Origin of the sequence: Bradyrhizobium sp. USDA 4538 (assembly GCF_024171045.1) — a bacterium.
In the GTDB taxonomy this organism is placed as follows: domain Bacteria; phylum Pseudomonadota; class Alphaproteobacteria; order Rhizobiales; family Xanthobacteraceae; genus Bradyrhizobium; species Bradyrhizobium australafricanum.
Map to the genome: position 1 here is coordinate 8,170,477 of NZ_JALJZE010000001.1, position 16,612 is coordinate 8,187,088.

Here is a 16,612-nt window from a genome sequence, read left to right on the forward strand (position 1 = left end):
TCTTAGGTCAAGTTTCTTTTTACGGCCCGCGTGATAGATTCGAACCTCCATCCGGTTCGAGCTCTCCGCACGTCGCAACGGCTTTTCCGTGCACACATGGTCTACTGATCAAGTCGATCCCAAGGATCGCTTCGACTATTGGCGCGAGGTCCGCGCCAAGGGGCTGTTCGGCGTCACCGCCGAGCTGGAAGCCGACCGGCGCCGCGACTTCTTCGGCGAGTTCTCGCTGCGCAAGCTCGGCGATGCCGGGCTGGTCGAGCTGCGCGCCTCGCCGTACCGTGTCGAACGGCGCACCGGCGACATCGCCGACGCGGCCAGCGACAGCCTGTGCATCTATCAGCAGCTTGGCGGCGGCGGCTGGTTCGGCGGCGCGCGGCTCGATGAATTTGCCGTTCGCGACGGCATGTTCGCGACCAGCTACTCGGACCTGCCCTATCGCACTGTCCCCCTGCACGACGACGGCTTCCACCTGCGCATCATCAAGGTCCCGGTCGCGAACATCGTCCCGCCGGGCGCCGAGCTCGGCGAACTCGTCCCCAGGCCGGTGCAGGATGAGACCGCGCTGCGGGCCCTGCTGGAAGCATGCTTCCGCGACCTCATCGAGAGCAACGATGCCGCGGCGGCGGGCACGGCGCCGACGGTGCAGGCGCTGGCCCATATCGCGCTGATCGAGCGCGGCATCATGCGGCCGAAGAGCCGGCTTGCGCAGCAGGCCTTGCGAACCGCCCATTTGTCGCTGGCCCGGCGCCTGATCCGGCGCCACCTGGCGCGTGCGGCGCTGTCGCCAACCCTGATTGCCGGCCTGCTCGGCATCTCGGTCCGTCACCTGCACATCCTGTTCGAGGAAACCGAGATGAGCTTCTCGGAGACCGTCACCGCGCTCCGGCTCGAGCAGAGCCGCCGCCTGCTCCGCGAGCAGCCCAGGCAAACGATCGCCGAGGTCGCCTTTGCCTGCGGCTTCGAGAGCCTTGCGACGTTCTACCGCCTCTTCAATGCATCCGAATCCATGACGCCGGGCGACTATCGCGCACAAACGGCCTGAGCGCCCGTCCGGACCGGCCGGGACACCACGCTCGCAATTCGCCGAAGCTTGGCCGCGCCCCCTTCAGCTCCTTGAACTTCACATCGCCGCGCGATCCGACTTTCGCTGAACCGAAGTGATCAGCCTGCGCGCATTGAGAAGATATTTTCCGGCCATTTCGCCAGAACCACTGCGGCGCTTCGCCCGGGTTCGGCACCGCAAATTTCCTTACCGGCGACGCGCGCGCTCATGCAGAGCGAGGGATCAGTCACGATGCGCGGTAAGCACGGGGATCACAGCCAGGAAACGCTAGCTACAGGCGCGACGCGCATTTATCTCGATGCCGCGGACCCGCGGGCGGATCAAATCCAGGCGTCTGAGCCTGCCCGTGAGGGCTCACCGGCGACCAGCAATCGCGGCTGGGCGCCGTTGCTCGAAGCTTGCCTCGCCGACTTCAAGGAGGCCACGGAGGCCGGTGATACCGCTTGCATTCCTGCGCTGGTCAAGATCGTGGCGGACCTTGCGCTGATCGAGCGCGGTGTGATCAGGCCGGGCAGCCGCCGGGCGCAGCAGGCGCTGCGCGTCGGCCGGCTCAGCCTCGCGCGCCGCCTGATCACGCGCCATCTTGCCAGGCCAAGCCTGTCGCCAGGGATGGTCGCTGGCATCCTCGGCGTCTCGGTCCGCTACCTGCACGTCTTGTTCGAAGCGACCGGGACGAGCTTTTCGCAGACCGTCACCGCCCAGCGCCTGAGCGAGAGCCGAAGGCTGCTTTGCGAGAAGCCGCCGCGGCCGATCGCCGACATCGCCCTCACCTGCGGGTTCGGCAGCCTCGCCACCTTCTACCGGATATTCGGCGATTCCGAAGGCCTGACGCCTGGCGGATTCAGGATGAAAAACAGCGCGGAGGCCCCCGCTGTGGCCTCGCCGTCCGGGACGGGGGTCGTGATTCATTTGACCGCCAAATGACGAAAAGGCGCGTATTTCAGTCAAAACGTTAAGCTTTTTCGGCTATCCGGCCGGTTCCAAGATTGACTTTACCGCTTTCGCCCCTATGTTGCGGGCAACGCGGCCCTCGGATCGAAACGCGATTCGTCAGGTTTGCCGTCCGTCGGCGTTAGTCAGAGCCCCCGAGCTTTATAGAAAAGCGAGCCGTTTCGGGGCCGAACGCGACAGCCTTTTACCTGCGATGCCGAACGGCGGTTTCGACCAGAGGCTCAATGTCTTTTTCCAATCTAGGCCTGTCCGATAAGGTCCTCGCCGCAGTTGCGGCCACCGGTTACACCAACCCCACTCCCATCCAGGAACAGGCAATCCCGCACGTTCTCGCCCGGCGCGACGTCCTCGGCATTGCCCAGACCGGCACCGGCAAGACCGCTGCCTTCGTTCTCCCGATGCTTACCCTGCTCGAGAAGGGCCGCGCCCGGGCACGGATGCCGCGCACCCTGATCCTCGAGCCGACCCGCGAGCTTGCCGCGCAGGTGAAGGAGCAGTTCGACAAATACGGCGCCGGTCAGAAATTGAACGTGGCGCTCCTGATCGGCGGCGTCTCGTTCGGCGACCAGGACTCCAAGCTGATGCGCGGCGTCGACGTCCTGATCGCAACGCCCGGCCGCCTGCTCGACCACACCGAACGCGGCGGATTGCTGCTCACCGGCGTCGAACTGCTGGTGATCGACGAAGCCGATCGCATGCTCGACATGGGTTTCATCCCCGACATCGAACGCATCTGCAAGCTCGTCCCGTTCACGCGGCAGACCCTGTTCTTCACCGCGACGATGCCTCCGGAGATCAGCCGCATCACCGAGGCCTTCCTGCACAATCCTGCGCGGATCGAAGTCTCCAGGCCCGCGACCACCGCCGTCACCGTGACGCAATTGCAGGTCCCGGCCGGTCGCGAAGCGCATGACAAGCGCGAGATCCTCCGCCGCCTGCTGCGCGATGCCAAGGATCTCAACAACGCGATTATCTTCTGCAATCGCAAGCGCGAAGTCGCCGTCCTTCACAAGTCACTCCAGAAGCACGGCTTCAGCGTCGGTGCCCTGCACGGCGATATGGATCAATCCGCCCGCACCGCGGCCCTCGATCAATTCCGGAAGGGCGAGATTCCGCTGCTCGTCGCCTCCGACGTCGCCGCCCGTGGTCTCGACATTCCCGCGGTGAGCCACGTCTTCAATTTCGACGTACCGCACCACCCCGACGACTATGTCCACCGCATTGGCCGTACTGGCCGCGCCGGACGCACCGGTACTGCGATCTCCATCGTCACCTCGCTCGATAGCAAGTCGATGACCGCGATCGAGAAGCTGATCGGCCAGCCGATCCCGCGCGCTGAGGGCGACTACACCGTTCACAGCGAAGCCTCCGACGAGGACGCCGCGCCGCGCCGCTCGCGTGGCCGCGAAGGTTCGCGCGATGGTGCCCGCGGCGGCCGCAAGCCGCGCCGCGAGCGCGAGGCGCGCCACGGTGAACGCGAGCCGCGTCACGGTGAACGCGAAGCGCGTCACGAGCGGGAGCCCCGCGAGGAGCGCGCAGCGAAGCCGGAGCGTGAACCGCGCCACGGCCGCAATTCGGCTCCGCAGGCCGCTCCGTCGCACGTGCCGTCGATCGGGCGTGCCGAGCCACGGCGGCCGCAGCGCGAGGTGGACCACGAGCCCGCCGATCATTCGCACCTGCCCGCCTTCCTGCTGCGACCTGTGCGCGCACGCGCATAAGGCCTGCTCTGACGCCGCCGCGCTAGCGGCGGTATTCCGGACAATTCTCTTGCCGCCCGCGACCGGCGCACGCGCTGATCCTCAGCGTTTGAAGCAAATGCGCGCAGTTTGCGCCTCGCGACAAAGCGCGATGAGATTTGCGTGAAGCGTCATTGTGCCTTAGCTCGTTGTTTGAGCATGATCTTTTCGGAAAACCGCTGCGCACTTTTCCGGATCATGCTCTAGCGAACAAACGAAAAGCGCCCGAAAGTGGCGCTCAAGGCGGACAAACATCGGGCGCGCCGCATGGTCGCCGCAGCCGGCTTCCCCGTAGTTCCACTGTTTACCTTGCCTTCACTCTCGTCCCGTACCCTCGCCCCAATAGTTTAGTCATTGCTGCCGGGTTTAATCGGCATTGCGTGCATTGAGGACGTGACAGTGGTCAAGCTGCTGGACGAACACGAACGTACGTTGGCCTTTGCCGAAGTCGCGCTTGGCCAGATCCGCTCGCTTCGCCAGACCGCAGTCCCCCGCAACTATGAAATCTGGTACGTCTACGCGACCGGATACAACGCGCCGCTCAACAAGGTCATCAACGAGACGCTGGCGCGCAGTGGCAAGCTCTCTGAATCCGATCTCGAGCAGATCTACGAAACCTACCTTTCGCACATCAAGACCTCGGACCGCATCGACAAGGTCGGCGCGCGCGTCATCGGCGAGATCGACGCCGTCATGAAGCTGATCACCGATGCGCTCGACGTGTCCGCGACCTATGACGCCAGCCTCGTCGGCGCCAGCGATAAGCTTGCGAGCGCGACCACCCGCGATCACATCAAGGCAATCGTCGATAGCCTGGCGAAATCGACGCGCGAGATGCGCGAGACCAATCAGGCATTGGAGAACCGGCTCGCGCTGTCGAAGTCGGAGATCAGCGACCTGCAGCATAGCCTCGAGGCGATCCGTGCCGAGAGCCTGACCGATCCGCTCACCGGCCTCGGCAACCGGAAATATTTCGACCGCTCGATCGACATGGCGGTGCAAGCCGCGCTCGCCAGCGGCGAGCCGCTGTCGCTCCTGATGTTCGACATCGACCACTTCAAATCGTTCAACGACTCCTACGGCCATCTCACCGGCGACCAGGTGCTGCGGCTGGTGGCACAGTCGCTGAAGCAGAACATCAAGGGCCAGGACATCACCGCCCGCTATGGCGGCGAGGAATTCGCAGTGGTGCTTCCCAACACGGCGCTGCGGCAGGCGCTGACGGTCGCCGACCACATCCGCCGCGCCGTGATGGCCAAGGAGCTGAAGAAGAAGTCGACCGGCGAGATCCTCGGCCGCGTCACGATCTCGGTCGGCGTCTCCATGCTGAAGCCGACTGACGACACCGACTCGCTGATTGAGCGCGCCGACGCCTGCCTCTATGCCGCCAAGCGCGCCGGCCGCAACCGTGTGATCTGCGAGGCCGATCCGGAATACAGCACCGAGATCCAGACCCGCGTGGCGTGACTTCCCTCACGTCCTCCACAGTCATTGCGAGCGAAGCGAAGCAATCCACCTGCCGCATATGCGGATCCATGGATTGCTTCGCTTCGCTCGCAATGACGTGGATGGATTGGCTGCCTCAGGATGCGGATCGCTTCTTTGCCGATCGCTTCTTCTTGGCCGATGGCCTCTTCGCAACCGCCTTTTCTGCCGTAGCTTTCTTGCCTGCAGTCTTCTTCGCAGGCGCCTTCGACTTTCGCGCAACCGCTCGTTTCCTTGGCCGCTTGCGCAGCGCGGCGCGCTGGGCGGCGCCGAGTGCCGACCGTGCCCAGACCGCGAGTTCTTCCGAATCATCGAACAGCCGTGCCGGCAGCTGCCAGTAGGAGTTCACCGTGACGGTCTTCGACCGTGTCTGATATTGGAATGGCCCGCAGCCCTCCGCCTCAAATTGCGGGATGGTCTGCTCGTCGGCGCGGAAATAAAGCCCGGCCCGCAGGGCCAGCGCGAAATTGGTGCCGTCAGCCGAGATACCATAGCCGGAGAACATCCGGCGCAGCGTGACCGGGCCGAAATCGGCGAACAGGTCGGTGAGGAATTCGCGGTCCATGTGCCAATCGCCCCCGTTCTGTCGCCTCATGGTAAGGAGCACGTCTCCATCCATGTCATTGCGAGCGTAGCGAAGCAATCCATCGCGCAACAAGCGGAAACATGGATTGCTTCGCTACGCTCGCAATGACGGGCAACACAGGTGCCGATCACACAACAATCGATATGCGGACGTCTCTAGACCGTGGCCGGCTTGAGCTGCACCGATTCGCCGCAACCGCAAGCGGAGACCTGGTTCGGGTTATTGAACACGAACTGGGCCTGCATCTTGTCGGCCACATAGTCCATCTCGGTTCCAAGCAGGAACAGCACGGCCTTCGGATCGACCAGGATCTTCACGCCCTTGTCCTCGACCACTTCATCGGTCGGACGGATCTCGTGAGCGTATTCGACGGTATAGGACTGTCCGGCGCAGCCGCCGTTCTTGATGCCGACACGCAGCCCGACGATCTCCGAGTCGGCGCGTTTCGTCAGCTCAGTGATCCGTTCCGCGGCGGCATCGGTCAGTTTCATGACCTGCGGGCGCGGCCGCTTCGGTTTGGCTGGGGTCGGTGAAACTTGCGTCATGTCACTCATGTGGTCAGTCCCAGCGGCAAATCAATTGCCGATCTTCTTGAGCCTAAGTCCAATCCGTAAAGGTTCTTGATCAGAACCTTGACCTCTTGTTCTGACGCGTTTTCTTCACGCGAACCGGCATCCACTTCGCTCGAAAACGCTGCGACGCATCACCACATATTGAGGACGAGGCGCGCCTCGTCCGACATCCGGTCCGGCGTCCAGGCCGGATCCCACACCAGATTGACGTTGACGACGCCGACGCCGGGAACGCTGGCGACCGCGTTCTCCACCATCTGCGGCAGCTCGCCGGCGGCCGGGCAGTTCGGCGTGGTCAGCGTCATCATGATGTCGACCGAGCGATCATCCTTGAGATCGACCTTGTAGATCAGGCCGAGTTCGTAGATGTCGGCCGGGATTTCCGGGTCGAACACCGTCTTCAGCGCCGCGACGATCTCGCCGCTCATGCGCTCGGTCTCTTCCGCCGGCAGTGCCGAGGTGGTTTCCATGGTGGCCGTCTTGACTTCGGCTGTATCGGTCATGCGAACAATTCCCGCGTCTTGATCAGCGCCTGCGCCAGATGGTCGACTTCTTCCCTGGTATTATACATCCCGAAGGATGCACGGCAGGTGGCCGTGACGTTGAACCGCTCTAAAAGCGGCATCACGCAATGCGTGCCGGCGCGCACCGCAATGCCCTGACGATCGATCACGGTCGCGACATCGTGGGGATGCGCGCCCTTCATTTCGAACGAGATCACCGGTCCCTTGTTGCGGGCGGTTCCGATCACCCGCAGCGAGTTGATCTCGCGCAGGCGCTCCTGCGCATAGGTGAGCAGTTCATGCTCATGCGCGGCGATGCGCTCCTTGCCGATCGAATTGACGTAGTCGATCGCAGCCCCCAGCCCGATGGCCTCGACGATCGGCGGCGTCCCGGCCTCGAACTTGTGCGGCGGATCGCCATAGGTGACCCAGTCCTTGGCCACCTCACGGATCATCTCGCCGCCGCCGTTGAACGGCCGCATCGCCACCAGATGCTCGTGCTTGGCATAGAGCGCGCCGATGCCGGTCGGTCCGTACACCTTGTGGCCGGTGAAGGCGTAGAAATCGCAATCGAGGTCCTGGACGTCGATCGGCAGGTGCACCGCACCTTGTGCGCCGTCGACCAGCACCGGGATGCCGCGGTCGTGCGCCAGCCGGATCACGTCCTTGACCGGAACCAGCGTGCCGAGCGCGTTCGACATCTGGGTGATCGCGACGATCTTGGTGCGCGGGGTCAGGAGCTTCTCGAACTCCTCGATCAGGAAGTTGCCCTCGTCGTCGACCGGTGCCCACTTGATCACGGCACCATGGCGCTCCCGGAGGAAATGCCAGGGCACGATGTTGGAGTGGTGCTCCATGATCGAGAGGACGATCTCGTCGCCCTCCTTGATGTTCACCCCGCCCCAGGACGACGCCACCAGGTTGATCGCCTCGGTGACGTTGCGGGTGAAGACGATCTCTTCATTGCGGCGGGCGTTGATGAACTGCGCGACCTTGCCGCGGGCGCCCTCATAGGCCTCCGTCGCGGCATTGGCGAGGTAATGCAGGCCGCGATGCACGTTGGCGTATTCGCTCTTGTAGGCCTCGGTCATGCGGTCGAGCACCGCATTCGGCTTCTGCGCCGAGGCCGCGTTGTCGAGATAGACCAGCGGCTTGCCGTAGATCTGCATGGCGAGCGCCGGGAAATCCTGCCGCACCAGTGCGACGTCGTAACTGCCGTTGGCGACCGCCTTGTGCATGCTCACGCCCTCGCCTGAAGCCAGCGCTGCGCGGTGGCAATTGCGACCTCGCGCAATGCGTCGCTGGCGATGGTCTCGATCGCCTCGCCGACGAAGGCCTGGATCAGGAGCGCCTGCGCTTCCTTCTCGGGCAGTCCGCGGGCGCGCATGTAGAACAGCAGGCTCTCGTCGAGCGCGCCGGTGGTCGCACCGTGACCGCAGGTGACGTCGTCGGCGAAGATCTCGAGCTCGGGCTTGTTGTCAGCCTCCGCGTCGTCGGACAGCAGCAGCGCACGGGTCATCATCTTGGCGTCGGTCTTCTGCGCGTCGGGGCGGACGATGATGCGGCCCTGGAACACCGAATGGGCGCGGTCGTCGACAACGGCGCGGAAGATCTCGCGGCTCGCGCAGTGCGGCACCGCGTGATCCACGAACAGCGTGGTGTCGGCGTGCTGCTTGCCGTTGATCAGATTGACGCCGTTGGTCTCGACCGTCGAGCCCTCGCCGGCGCAGGTCACCGTCAGCTGATAGCGGCTGACATGACCGCCCGAGGTCAGGCCGAAGGTATTGAAATGGGCATGCGCGCCGAGCGACACCGTCGCCGAGGAAATATTGAAGGCATCGACGCTGTCTTCGACCAGGCGCACGTGATCGAGCCGTGAATTGTCACCGATCGCAACAACCAGTCCGTCATGGGTCTGGTAGGCCTTGGCGCCGTCGGCGGCGAGACAGCTCTCCACCAGCGTCACGCCGGCATCGCGGCCGAGCCGGAGCAGCGACCGCGTGAACGTCGAGGCCGGCACAGTGCCGGATGCGACATGCACGATGTGCAGCGGCTGGGTCAGCACCGTGCCGTTGGCGACGTCGATGACGACCCCGTCGGTCGCCATCGCGCCATTCAGCGCGATCATGGGGTTGGCGACATCGGACGCGAGAGCCTGTGTCGCGACGATCTCGTCGCCGGCTTCCAGCGCGAGGCGCAGCGGATTGATCGAGAGCCCTTTCTCCAGATCTCGCCAATCGGAGAGATCAGGCGCGAACGCGCCGTCGACCAGCACCAGACGCCGGACGCCTTCGATCGCGCGGGCCTGTACGACGGCCCTGGCGCGGCTCAGCGCGGCATCATCCGGGGCCGCCGCGAGCGGCAGCACCTCGCGCATCAGCGCGCGCAGGTCGGTGTATTTCCAGTCCTCGATCCGGCGATGCGGCAGGCCTGATCGTTCATAAGCCTCGAACGCCTGGCGCCGCTGATCGGCGATCTTGCCCTCGCCCGGCAGACGGTCGCGCACCACGGCGAATGCGTCGCCCAGCGCGCGCCCGGTCTCGGTCTTTGCAACAACGTTCATCACAAAACCCGCGTTTGTCAGGCAGCGTCTTCGAACTGCGTGTAACCGGACTCTTCCAGCTCCAGCGCCAGCTCCTTGCCGCCGCTCTTCACCACCCGGCCCTTCGACATCACGTGCACGAAGTCGGGCACGATGTAGTTGAGCAGCCGCTGATAGTGGGTGATCACGACCATCGCGCGCTCCGGCGAGCGCAGCGCGTTGACGCCGTCGGCCGCGATCCGCAGCGCGTCGATGTCGAGGCCGGAATCCATTTCGTCGAGGATGCAGACGGCCGGCTCGAACAGCGCCATCTGCAGGATCTCGTTGCGTTTCTTTTCGCCGCCGGAGAAGCCGACATTGACGCCGCGCTTCAGCATGTCCTGCGGAATGTTCAGCGACTTGGCGACCTCGCGGACCTTCTTGAGGAAGGCCGGCGACGAGATCTCGTCCTCGCCGCGCGCCTTGCGCTGGGCGTTGAGCGCCGCGTGCAGGAAATTCCAGGTGGTGACGCCGGGAATCTCGACCGGATACTGGAACGCCAGGAACACACCCTTGGCGGCGCGCTCGTTCGGCTCCATCTCCAGGAGGTCCTCGCCCCTGAACAGGATCTGCCCGCCGGTGACTTCATAGCCCGGCTTGCCGGCGATGACGTGGGAGAGCGTCGACTTGCCGGAGCCGTTCGGCCCCATGATCGCGTGCACCTCGCCCGGGTTCACCGTGAGCGATAGCCCGTGGAGGATTTCACGCTCCTCGACACGAACCTGCAGATCTTTCACTTCAAGCAGAGACATCTGATTTTTCCTGAGCGTCACCCCGAGGCGCGTCGGCCGCGCCGTTGGCGGGATGGATTAGCCAACCGAACCTTCAAGGCTGATCGAGATCAGCTTCTGCGCTTCCACCGCGAACTCCATCGGCAGTTGCTGCAGCACGTCCTTCACGAAGCCGTTGACGACGAGGCCGACGGCTTCTTCCTGCGAGAGCCCGCGCTGGATGCAGTAGAACAGCACGTCCTCGGAAATCTTCGACGTCGTCGCTTCATGCTCGAACGTCGCCGAGGAATTCTTGGCCTCGACATAGGGCACGGTGTGCGCGCCGCATTTGTCGCCGATCAGAAGCGAGTCGCAGGCGGTGTAGTTGCGCGCGCCGGTGGCCTTGCGGTGCGCGCTGACCAGGCCGCGATAGGTGTTCTGCGACTTGCCGGCGGCGATGCCCTTGGAGATGATCCGGCTCGACGTGTTCTTGCCGAGATGGATCATCTTGGTGCCGCTGTCGACCTGCTGGAAGCCGTTCGAGATCGCGATCGAGTAGAACTCGCCGCTCGAATTGTCGCCGCGCAGGATGCAGCTCGGATATTTCCAGGTGATCGCCGAACCGGTCTCGACCTGGGTCCAGGAGATCTTCGAATTGCGACCACGGCAGTCGCCACGCTTGGTGACGAAATTGTAGATGCCGCCCTTGCCTTCCGAATTGCCCGGATACCAGTTCTGCACCGTCGAATACTTGATCTCGGCATCGTCGAGCGTGACGAGCTCGACCACGGCGGCGTGCAGCTGGTTCTCGTCGCGCTGCGGCGCGGTGCAGCCCTCGAGATAGGAGACGTAGGAGCCCTTGTCGGCGATGATCAGCGTGCGCTCGAACTGGCCGGTGTTGCGCTCGTTGATGCGGAAATAGGTCGACAGCTCCATCGGGCAGCGCACGCCCGGCGGCACGTAGACGAACGAGCCGTCGGAGAACACAGCCGAATTCAATGTCGCGAAGTAGTTGTCCGAGGTCGGCACCACGGTGCCGAGATATTTCTGCACCAGCTCGGGATGCTCGCGGATCGCCTCCGAGATCGGCATGAAGATCACGCCGGCCGCCTTCAGCTCCTTCTGGAAGGTGGTCGCAACAGAAACCGAATCGAACACGGCGTCGACCGCGATCTTGCGGTTCGGCGTCTGCTCGCCACCGGGCGGCGGCTCGACGCCCTCGAGGATCGCGACCTCGCGCAAGGGGATACCGAGCTTCTCGTAGGTCTTGAGGATTTCCGGATCGATCTCGTCGATCGAGGACAGCGTTTTCTTCGGCTTCGGCGCCGCGTAGTAGTAGATGTCCTGGTAGTCGATCTTCGGATAGTCGACGCGCGCCCAGGTCGGCTCGGTCATGGTCAGCCAGCGGCGATACGCCTCCAGGCGCCATTCCAGCATCCAGGCCGGTTCGTTCTTCTTTGCGGAGATGAAGCGGACGGTGTCTTCCGACAGCCCCTTCGGGGCCTTGTCGGACTCGATCAGCGTCTCAAACCCATATCGATACTGGTCGACGTCGATGCGCCGGACGCGCTCGACCGTCTCTTGTACAGCAGGCATTCAATCCTCCGCTCGCGGTTTCAAGGACCGCGGTGGATCTCAAGTTCCGAAAATCTCTTACGATGCTTTGATGACGAAATCCGCTTAGAACAGTTCAAGCTGTGTTTCGTCGTCCCCCCTTAACTAAGGTATCGGCGAGCTTTCGCCAAGCCTTGAGGGTCAAATCCACGTCTGTCTCCGTGGTAGACCAGCCAAGACTAAGTCGCACCGCTCCTTGGGACACCTCCGAACGGTACCCCATTGCCTCCAGCACGTGGGACGGCTGGACCTTGCCCGAGGAGCAGGCGGAACCGGACGAGACCGCGATTTCCCCAAGGTCGAACCCGATGACCGCCGTCTCGGCCTTCATTCCGGGTGCCGTGAACAAGACGGTATTCGGCAACCGCTTGACGTCATCGGAGAACACCAGCACGTCCGGCGTCTGCCGCAGCCCGTGCTCGAGCCGGTCGCGCAGTCCCCTGACGCGGGCTGCATCGGCCTTCAGCGCCGCCATCGCGGCCTTGGCGGCCGCACCGAACCCGGCGATGCCGGCGATATTCTCGGTCCCTGCCCGCCGCCCGAGCTCCTGCCCGCCGCCGCGCAGAAACGCCTCAAGGCCCTCGACGCCCTCGGCGAGCACCAGCGCGCCTGCGCCCTTCGGTCCGCCGATCTTGTGCGCCGACAGCGTCACCAGGTCGGCCTGCGTCGAGGCCAGATCGAACGGGATCTTGCCGAACGCCTGGATCGCATCGACATGCAGCAGCCCGCCGGCCGCATGGACGATTTCGGCGACGTCAGCCACCGGCTGAATGGCACCGGTCTCGTTGTTCGCCAGCATCACCGAGACCAGAGCCGGCGGACCATCGGCCAGCAGTGCGCGCAGATGGTTGAGATCGATCACACCGGCCCGCGTGACATGGATTGCGGAGGTCGCCTCCGTCGCAAACCGACCGCCCGCGAGCACGGACGCGTGCTCGATCGCCGACACCAGGAGCCGCTGCACCGGCGCGCCCGCAGCGCGGCGCAATCCCGGCGTCAGTGCGAGCGCATTGGCTTCGGTCCCGCCGGAGAGAAACACCACGTCCTGCGGCCGGCCGCCGACCGCCTTCGCCACGGCATTGCGGGCATCCTCAAGCAGCCGTCGCGCCCGCCGTCCCTCGCTGTGCACCGAGGACGGGTTGCCGATCAATTCCCACGCCGCAGCCATCGCCGCCTTCGCCTCCTGGCGAAGCGGCGTGGTGGCATTCCAGTCGAGATAGACGCGATCGGCCATGGAGCTATCCGCGGCAACCACCGTGGTTGCGGCCTTCACTGCGAGATAACGACAGTTGACGACCGAGACCAGATCAGATGTCACCGGCACGGGAGATTTTTCACGCGCGGCGGGAGCCTTGCTGCCGCGAGACACGGCGTTCGCGATCCCCTGAGCGCGATAGCATTATGACAGACTGAAACTTCAGGTAGCCTTCGAGGCGATCCGGCGTGTCGATCCGGATCGCCGCCGACGCACTGGCTGCGCGCGCGTTCGCACGCGGATTCGCGACCGCCAAGCGGCACAATTTCCTTGATTTTTGCCCCTTGCGTCATGCTAGAAGGCCTCCAGCGTGCCGCGCGGCGGTGCCTGCGCCGATTTCATCACGAGCTGCTCTGTTCGCGAACCGTCGCTGAAGATGGCTCCAACCGGTTGATTGATCGACGTCAATCAAGGGAACGCGGCAATCAAGGGAACACAATGCCTGAAGTCATTTTCACCGGCCCTGCTGGCCGCCTCGAGGGCCGCTACCACCCGGCCAAGCAGAAGAACGCGCCGATTGCGATGATCCTGCATCCGCATCCGCAGTTCCACGGCACGATGAACCACCAGATCGTCTATCAGTGCTACTACGCGTTCGCGCATCGCGGCTTCTCGGTGCTGCGCTTCAACTTCCGTGGCGTCGGTCGCAGCCAGGGCTCGTTCGATCACGGCACCGGCGAATTGTCCGATGCCGCCAGTGCGCTGGACTGGGCGCAGGCGATCAATCCGGAGGCGCGCGCCTGCTGGGTTGCGGGCTTCTCGTTCGGCGCTTGGATCGGCATGCAGCTTCTGATGCGCCGGCCGGAGGTCGAGGGATTCATCTCGATCGCGCCGCCCGCCAATCTCTACGACTTCTCGTTCCTCGCGCCCTGCCCGTCGTCGGGCCTGATCGTGCACGGCGACAAGGATGCCGTGGTGCCGCCCAAGGACGTCAACACGCTCGTCGAGAAGCTGAAGACGCAAAAGGGCATCGTGATCGACCAGCAGGTCATCCCCGGCGCCAACCACTTCTTCGACGGCAAGCTCGAGCCGCTGATGGAGACGGTGACCGGCTATCTCGACATGCGTCTCGCCAACGTGCGCTGACGCGATCTTGTAGCCCGGATGGAGCGAAGCGAAATCCGGGATCACGGACTCCGTGGTTGGACCTGCCCCGGATTGCGCTTCGCTCCATCCGGGCTACGGATTCCACGTAGCCCGCATGAGCGAAGCGACATGCGGGGCGCGGCCGACAAGAACCCGGATATCGCTGCGCTCATCCGGGCTACGGTCCCTACTTTCATTCCGGCGCCAGCTTCAGCGCCGCAATCCCGACCAGCACCAGCGCAATCCCCGCGACCTTCATCGGGTTCAAGGCCTCGTTGAACAGCAGCACGCCCATGGCCAGCGTGCCGGCCGCGCCGATGCCGGTCCACACCGTGTAGGCGACGCCGACGCCGAGCACCTGTAGCGCGCGTCCGAGCAGGAACACGAACGCGGCGAGCAGCAGCAGCGAGACCAGCGTCCAGCCGAGCCGCGTATAGCCTTCGGCATATTTCATCGAAATCGCCCAGCCGACGTCCAGCAGGCCGGCGACGACGAGCGCGATCCAGGCAACCGAATGAGACATGGCTTACGCGGCAAGCTTCAGCATATGCGCGCGGTGGCCGACCAGGAACGCATGCAGCAGCGCCGGATAGTCAGGCGACACCGCACTGCGTACGCTCGGCCGCTGTGCCAGCGCGCTGCGCCAGGCGCGAAGTTTTGGCGTGTGCGTGAACACAGCGAGATCGGTCAGCTGGTCGAACAGATCGAAATAGCGGAAGATCGGCGCGAACACCGCATCCACCAGACTGAAATTCTGGTCGGCGAAGAACGGACCGGCGCCGAGCGCAGCCTCGACGCGCGCGAATTTCGCCGCGACCGCCTGCCGCTTGCTCTCGAATGCAGCGGCATCGGTTGCGGTCTCGAGCCCCCAGAGATCGCCGAGAATGGCCGAGCCGAACTCCATCCAGGCGCGATGCTCGGCACGCGCGAGCGGATCTTGCGGATGCAGCTTCGCGCCGCCTTGCGTCTCCTCGATGTACTCGCAGATCACGTTGCTCTCGAACAGCGCGACCTCCTTGCCGTCGTCGCGCGTCACCACCAGCACCGGCACCTTGCCGAGCGGCGAGATCTTCAAAAACCAGTCCGGCTTGCTGGCGAGATCGATGTCGATCCGCTCGAACGGCACGCCCTTCTCACGCAGCGCGATCACCGCGCGTTGCACATAGGGACAGAGCTTGTGGCTGATCAGTTTCAGGGCGGCCATGACGAACCTCGGGTTCAATGCAACTGCATCGAATTAAATGCAACAGCATGGAACTGTCAAGGTAGATGCATTTGCATCTAAATCACGGTCGCGCGATAATGCCGCCGGTCATCGGGATCGGCACCCCCGTGGTGGCGGGGTAGCTCAGCGGCAGGCCCTTCATGCCGCGCGCGGCAAGGAAGCCGAACGCCTGCGCCTCGATCGCGTCCGCCGCCCAGCCGAGCGCCTCGGCCGGCTCGACGGTCGCCGGCGCCAGGCGCTCGCGCAGCATCCGCAGCATCGTGAGGTTGGAGGCGCCGCCGCCGCAGATGATCCAGCTTTTCGGCCGTTTCGGCAGCAGCGGCACGACGCGGGCGATGGCCGCGGCAGTGAAGGCGGTCAGCGTCGCGGCGCCATCGGCCGGCGCCACGGCGCCGAGCTTGAGGCTGGCGAAGTCGTTGCGGTCGAGCGATTTCGGCGGCAGCAGCGCAAAGAACGGCAGCTTCAGAGCCTGTGCGATCCAGGCCTCGTCGGGCCTGCCCAGCGCGGCGAACTTGCCGGCGGTGTCGAACGGCTGGTGCATCTGACGGAACATGAAGTCATCCAGCAGCGCATTGCCCGGCCCGGTGTCGCAGGCGATCAGCGTGTCCGTGCCGTCGATATAGGTGATGTTGGAGACGCCGCCGATATTGACCACGACGATCGGCCCCTCGCGGTTCAGCGATTGCACCAGCGCGCGGTGGTAGACCGGCACGAACGGCGCGCCCTGCCCGCCGGCCTCGACGTCGGCGGCGCGGAAATCGTGCATCACCGGAATGTGGATCACCTTGGCGAGCGCCAGGGCATCGCCGATCTGCACCGTCAGCCTGCGCTCAGGGCGATGCAGCACGGTCTGGCCATGGAACCCGACGATGTCGATGTCCTGGGCCGAGATCCGGTGCTGTGTCGTGAAGCTGGCGACCGCCTCGGCATGGGCCGTGGTGACGGCCTGCTCGGCCTGCCGCAAAATCCCCGGCCGGGCGTCGCGCCGCGACAGATGGACCGCCTCCGTCAGCGCCTGGCGCAGCAGGCTGCGCTCGCCTTCGGTATAAGGCCGATAGCCCGAGGGGCCGAAGGCCTTGATCTGGCGGCCGTCGGTCTCGATCAATGCCACGTCGACCCCGTCGAGCGAGGTACCGCTCATCAGACCGAGTGCCGTTAACATCATGCTGGAAGCGCCCCAGCCGGGAACCCCCGGCTTGTCTCAAACAAGTACATCCTATAATGCCACTGCGCGTCCGCCTGCGG

Annotated in this window: 16 protein-coding genes; 5 read left to right on the forward strand and 11 right to left on the reverse strand. The window is 64.5% G+C overall.

The window, feature by feature from the left end:
* Positions 1–88: 88 nt before the first annotated feature.
* The 4 genes from J2R78_RS37680 (at position 89) to J2R78_RS37695 (ending at position 5,217) form a co-directional block, all read left to right on the forward strand.
* Complete coding sequence (locus tag J2R78_RS37680) at positions 89–1,042, forward strand: helix-turn-helix transcriptional regulator (protein ID WP_253608765.1); 954 nt, start codon at positions 89–91, stop codon at positions 1,040–1,042.
* A 228-nt stretch (positions 1,043–1,270) separates the two neighbouring features.
* Positions 1,271–1,987 carry a helix-turn-helix transcriptional regulator gene (locus J2R78_RS37685; protein WP_253636036.1) on the forward strand — a complete coding sequence of 239 codons (717 nt, stop codon included), beginning with the start codon at positions 1,271–1,273 and terminating at the stop codon, positions 1,985–1,987.
* 251 nt (positions 1,988–2,238) lie between these two features.
* Positions 2,239–3,732 carry a DEAD/DEAH box helicase gene (locus tag J2R78_RS37690; RefSeq protein ID WP_057018600.1) on the forward strand — a complete coding sequence of 498 codons (1,494 nt, stop codon included), beginning with the start codon at positions 2,239–2,241 and terminating at the stop codon, positions 3,730–3,732.
* 417 nt (positions 3,733–4,149) lie between these two features.
* The gene (locus J2R78_RS37695) at positions 4,150–5,217 is read left to right on the forward strand and encodes a GGDEF domain-containing protein (RefSeq protein WP_253608768.1); all 1,068 of its coding nucleotides are present in this window, start codon (positions 4,150–4,152) and stop codon (positions 5,215–5,217) included.
* A gap of 115 nt (positions 5,218–5,332) precedes the next feature.
* Here the strand turns inward: J2R78_RS37695 and J2R78_RS37700 are convergent, their stop codons facing one another.
* The 8 genes from J2R78_RS37700 to J2R78_RS37735 all read right to left on the reverse strand — a co-directional run bounded on the left by J2R78_RS37700 (position 5,333) and on the right by J2R78_RS37735 (position 13,035).
* Complete coding sequence (locus tag J2R78_RS37700; RefSeq protein WP_253608769.1) at positions 5,333–5,800, reverse strand: TfoX/Sxy family protein; 468 nt, start codon at positions 5,798–5,800, stop codon at positions 5,333–5,335.
* Between the two features lie 176 nt (positions 5,801–5,976).
* Positions 5,977–6,366 (reverse strand): iron-sulfur cluster assembly accessory protein, encoded by a 390-nt coding sequence (locus J2R78_RS37705; RefSeq protein WP_146984699.1) that lies wholly within the window; start codon positions 6,364–6,366, stop codon positions 5,977–5,979.
* 158 nt (positions 6,367–6,524) lie between these two features.
* On the reverse strand, positions 6,525–6,896 hold the full coding sequence (locus tag J2R78_RS37710) for an SUF system Fe-S cluster assembly protein (RefSeq protein WP_016845787.1): 372 nt from the start codon (positions 6,894–6,896) through the stop codon (positions 6,525–6,527).
* Positions 6,893–8,140 (reverse strand): cysteine desulfurase, encoded by a 1,248-nt coding sequence (locus tag J2R78_RS37715; protein ID WP_253608770.1) that lies wholly within the window; start codon positions 8,138–8,140, stop codon positions 6,893–6,895. The genes J2R78_RS37710 and J2R78_RS37715 overlap by 4 nt, the downstream gene beginning before the upstream one ends.
* The gene (sufD, locus tag J2R78_RS37720) at positions 8,137–9,459 is read right to left on the reverse strand and encodes a Fe-S cluster assembly protein SufD (protein WP_253608771.1); all 1,323 of its coding nucleotides are present in this window, start codon (positions 9,457–9,459) and stop codon (positions 8,137–8,139) included. Before sufD ends, J2R78_RS37715 begins: the two co-directional genes overlap by 4 nt.
* 17 nt (positions 9,460–9,476) lie before the next feature.
* A complete protein-coding gene (gene sufC, locus J2R78_RS37725; protein ID WP_028342146.1) occupies positions 9,477–10,229 on the reverse strand; it encodes a Fe-S cluster assembly ATPase SufC in 753 nt (250 codons plus the stop codon).
* A 57-nt stretch (positions 10,230–10,286) separates the two neighbouring features.
* Positions 10,287–11,783, reverse strand: coding sequence for a Fe-S cluster assembly protein SufB (gene sufB, locus J2R78_RS37730; RefSeq protein ID WP_038380064.1), 1,497 nt, complete (start codon positions 11,781–11,783; stop codon positions 10,287–10,289).
* A 94-nt stretch (positions 11,784–11,877) separates the two neighbouring features.
* On the reverse strand, positions 11,878–13,035 hold the full coding sequence (locus tag J2R78_RS37735; protein ID WP_253610020.1) for a cysteine desulfurase family protein: 1,158 nt from the start codon (positions 13,033–13,035) through the stop codon (positions 11,878–11,880).
* A gap of 459 nt (positions 13,036–13,494) precedes the next feature.
* On the opposite strand from J2R78_RS37735, the gene J2R78_RS37740 reads away from it, so the two are divergent.
* Positions 13,495–14,142 (forward strand): alpha/beta hydrolase, encoded by a 648-nt coding sequence (locus tag J2R78_RS37740; protein ID WP_016843213.1) that lies wholly within the window; start codon positions 13,495–13,497, stop codon positions 14,140–14,142.
* A 193-nt stretch (positions 14,143–14,335) separates the two neighbouring features.
* Here J2R78_RS37740 and J2R78_RS37745 read toward each other — a convergent pair whose 3' ends face one another.
* From J2R78_RS37745 to J2R78_RS37755, 3 genes are all read right to left on the reverse strand, one after another.
* A complete protein-coding gene (locus J2R78_RS37745; RefSeq protein WP_028332217.1) occupies positions 14,336–14,665 on the reverse strand; it encodes a multidrug efflux SMR transporter in 330 nt (109 codons plus the stop codon).
* A gap of 3 nt (positions 14,666–14,668) precedes the next feature.
* Positions 14,669–15,346, reverse strand: a complete 678-nt coding sequence (locus J2R78_RS37750) for a glutathione S-transferase family protein (RefSeq protein WP_253608775.1) — start codon at positions 15,344–15,346, stop codon at positions 14,669–14,671.
* A gap of 82 nt (positions 15,347–15,428) precedes the next feature.
* Positions 15,429–16,532 carry an anhydro-N-acetylmuramic acid kinase gene (locus tag J2R78_RS37755; protein WP_253608777.1) on the reverse strand — a complete coding sequence of 368 codons (1,104 nt, stop codon included), beginning with the start codon at positions 16,530–16,532 and terminating at the stop codon, positions 15,429–15,431.
* Between the last annotated feature and the right edge of the window lie 80 nt (positions 16,533–16,612).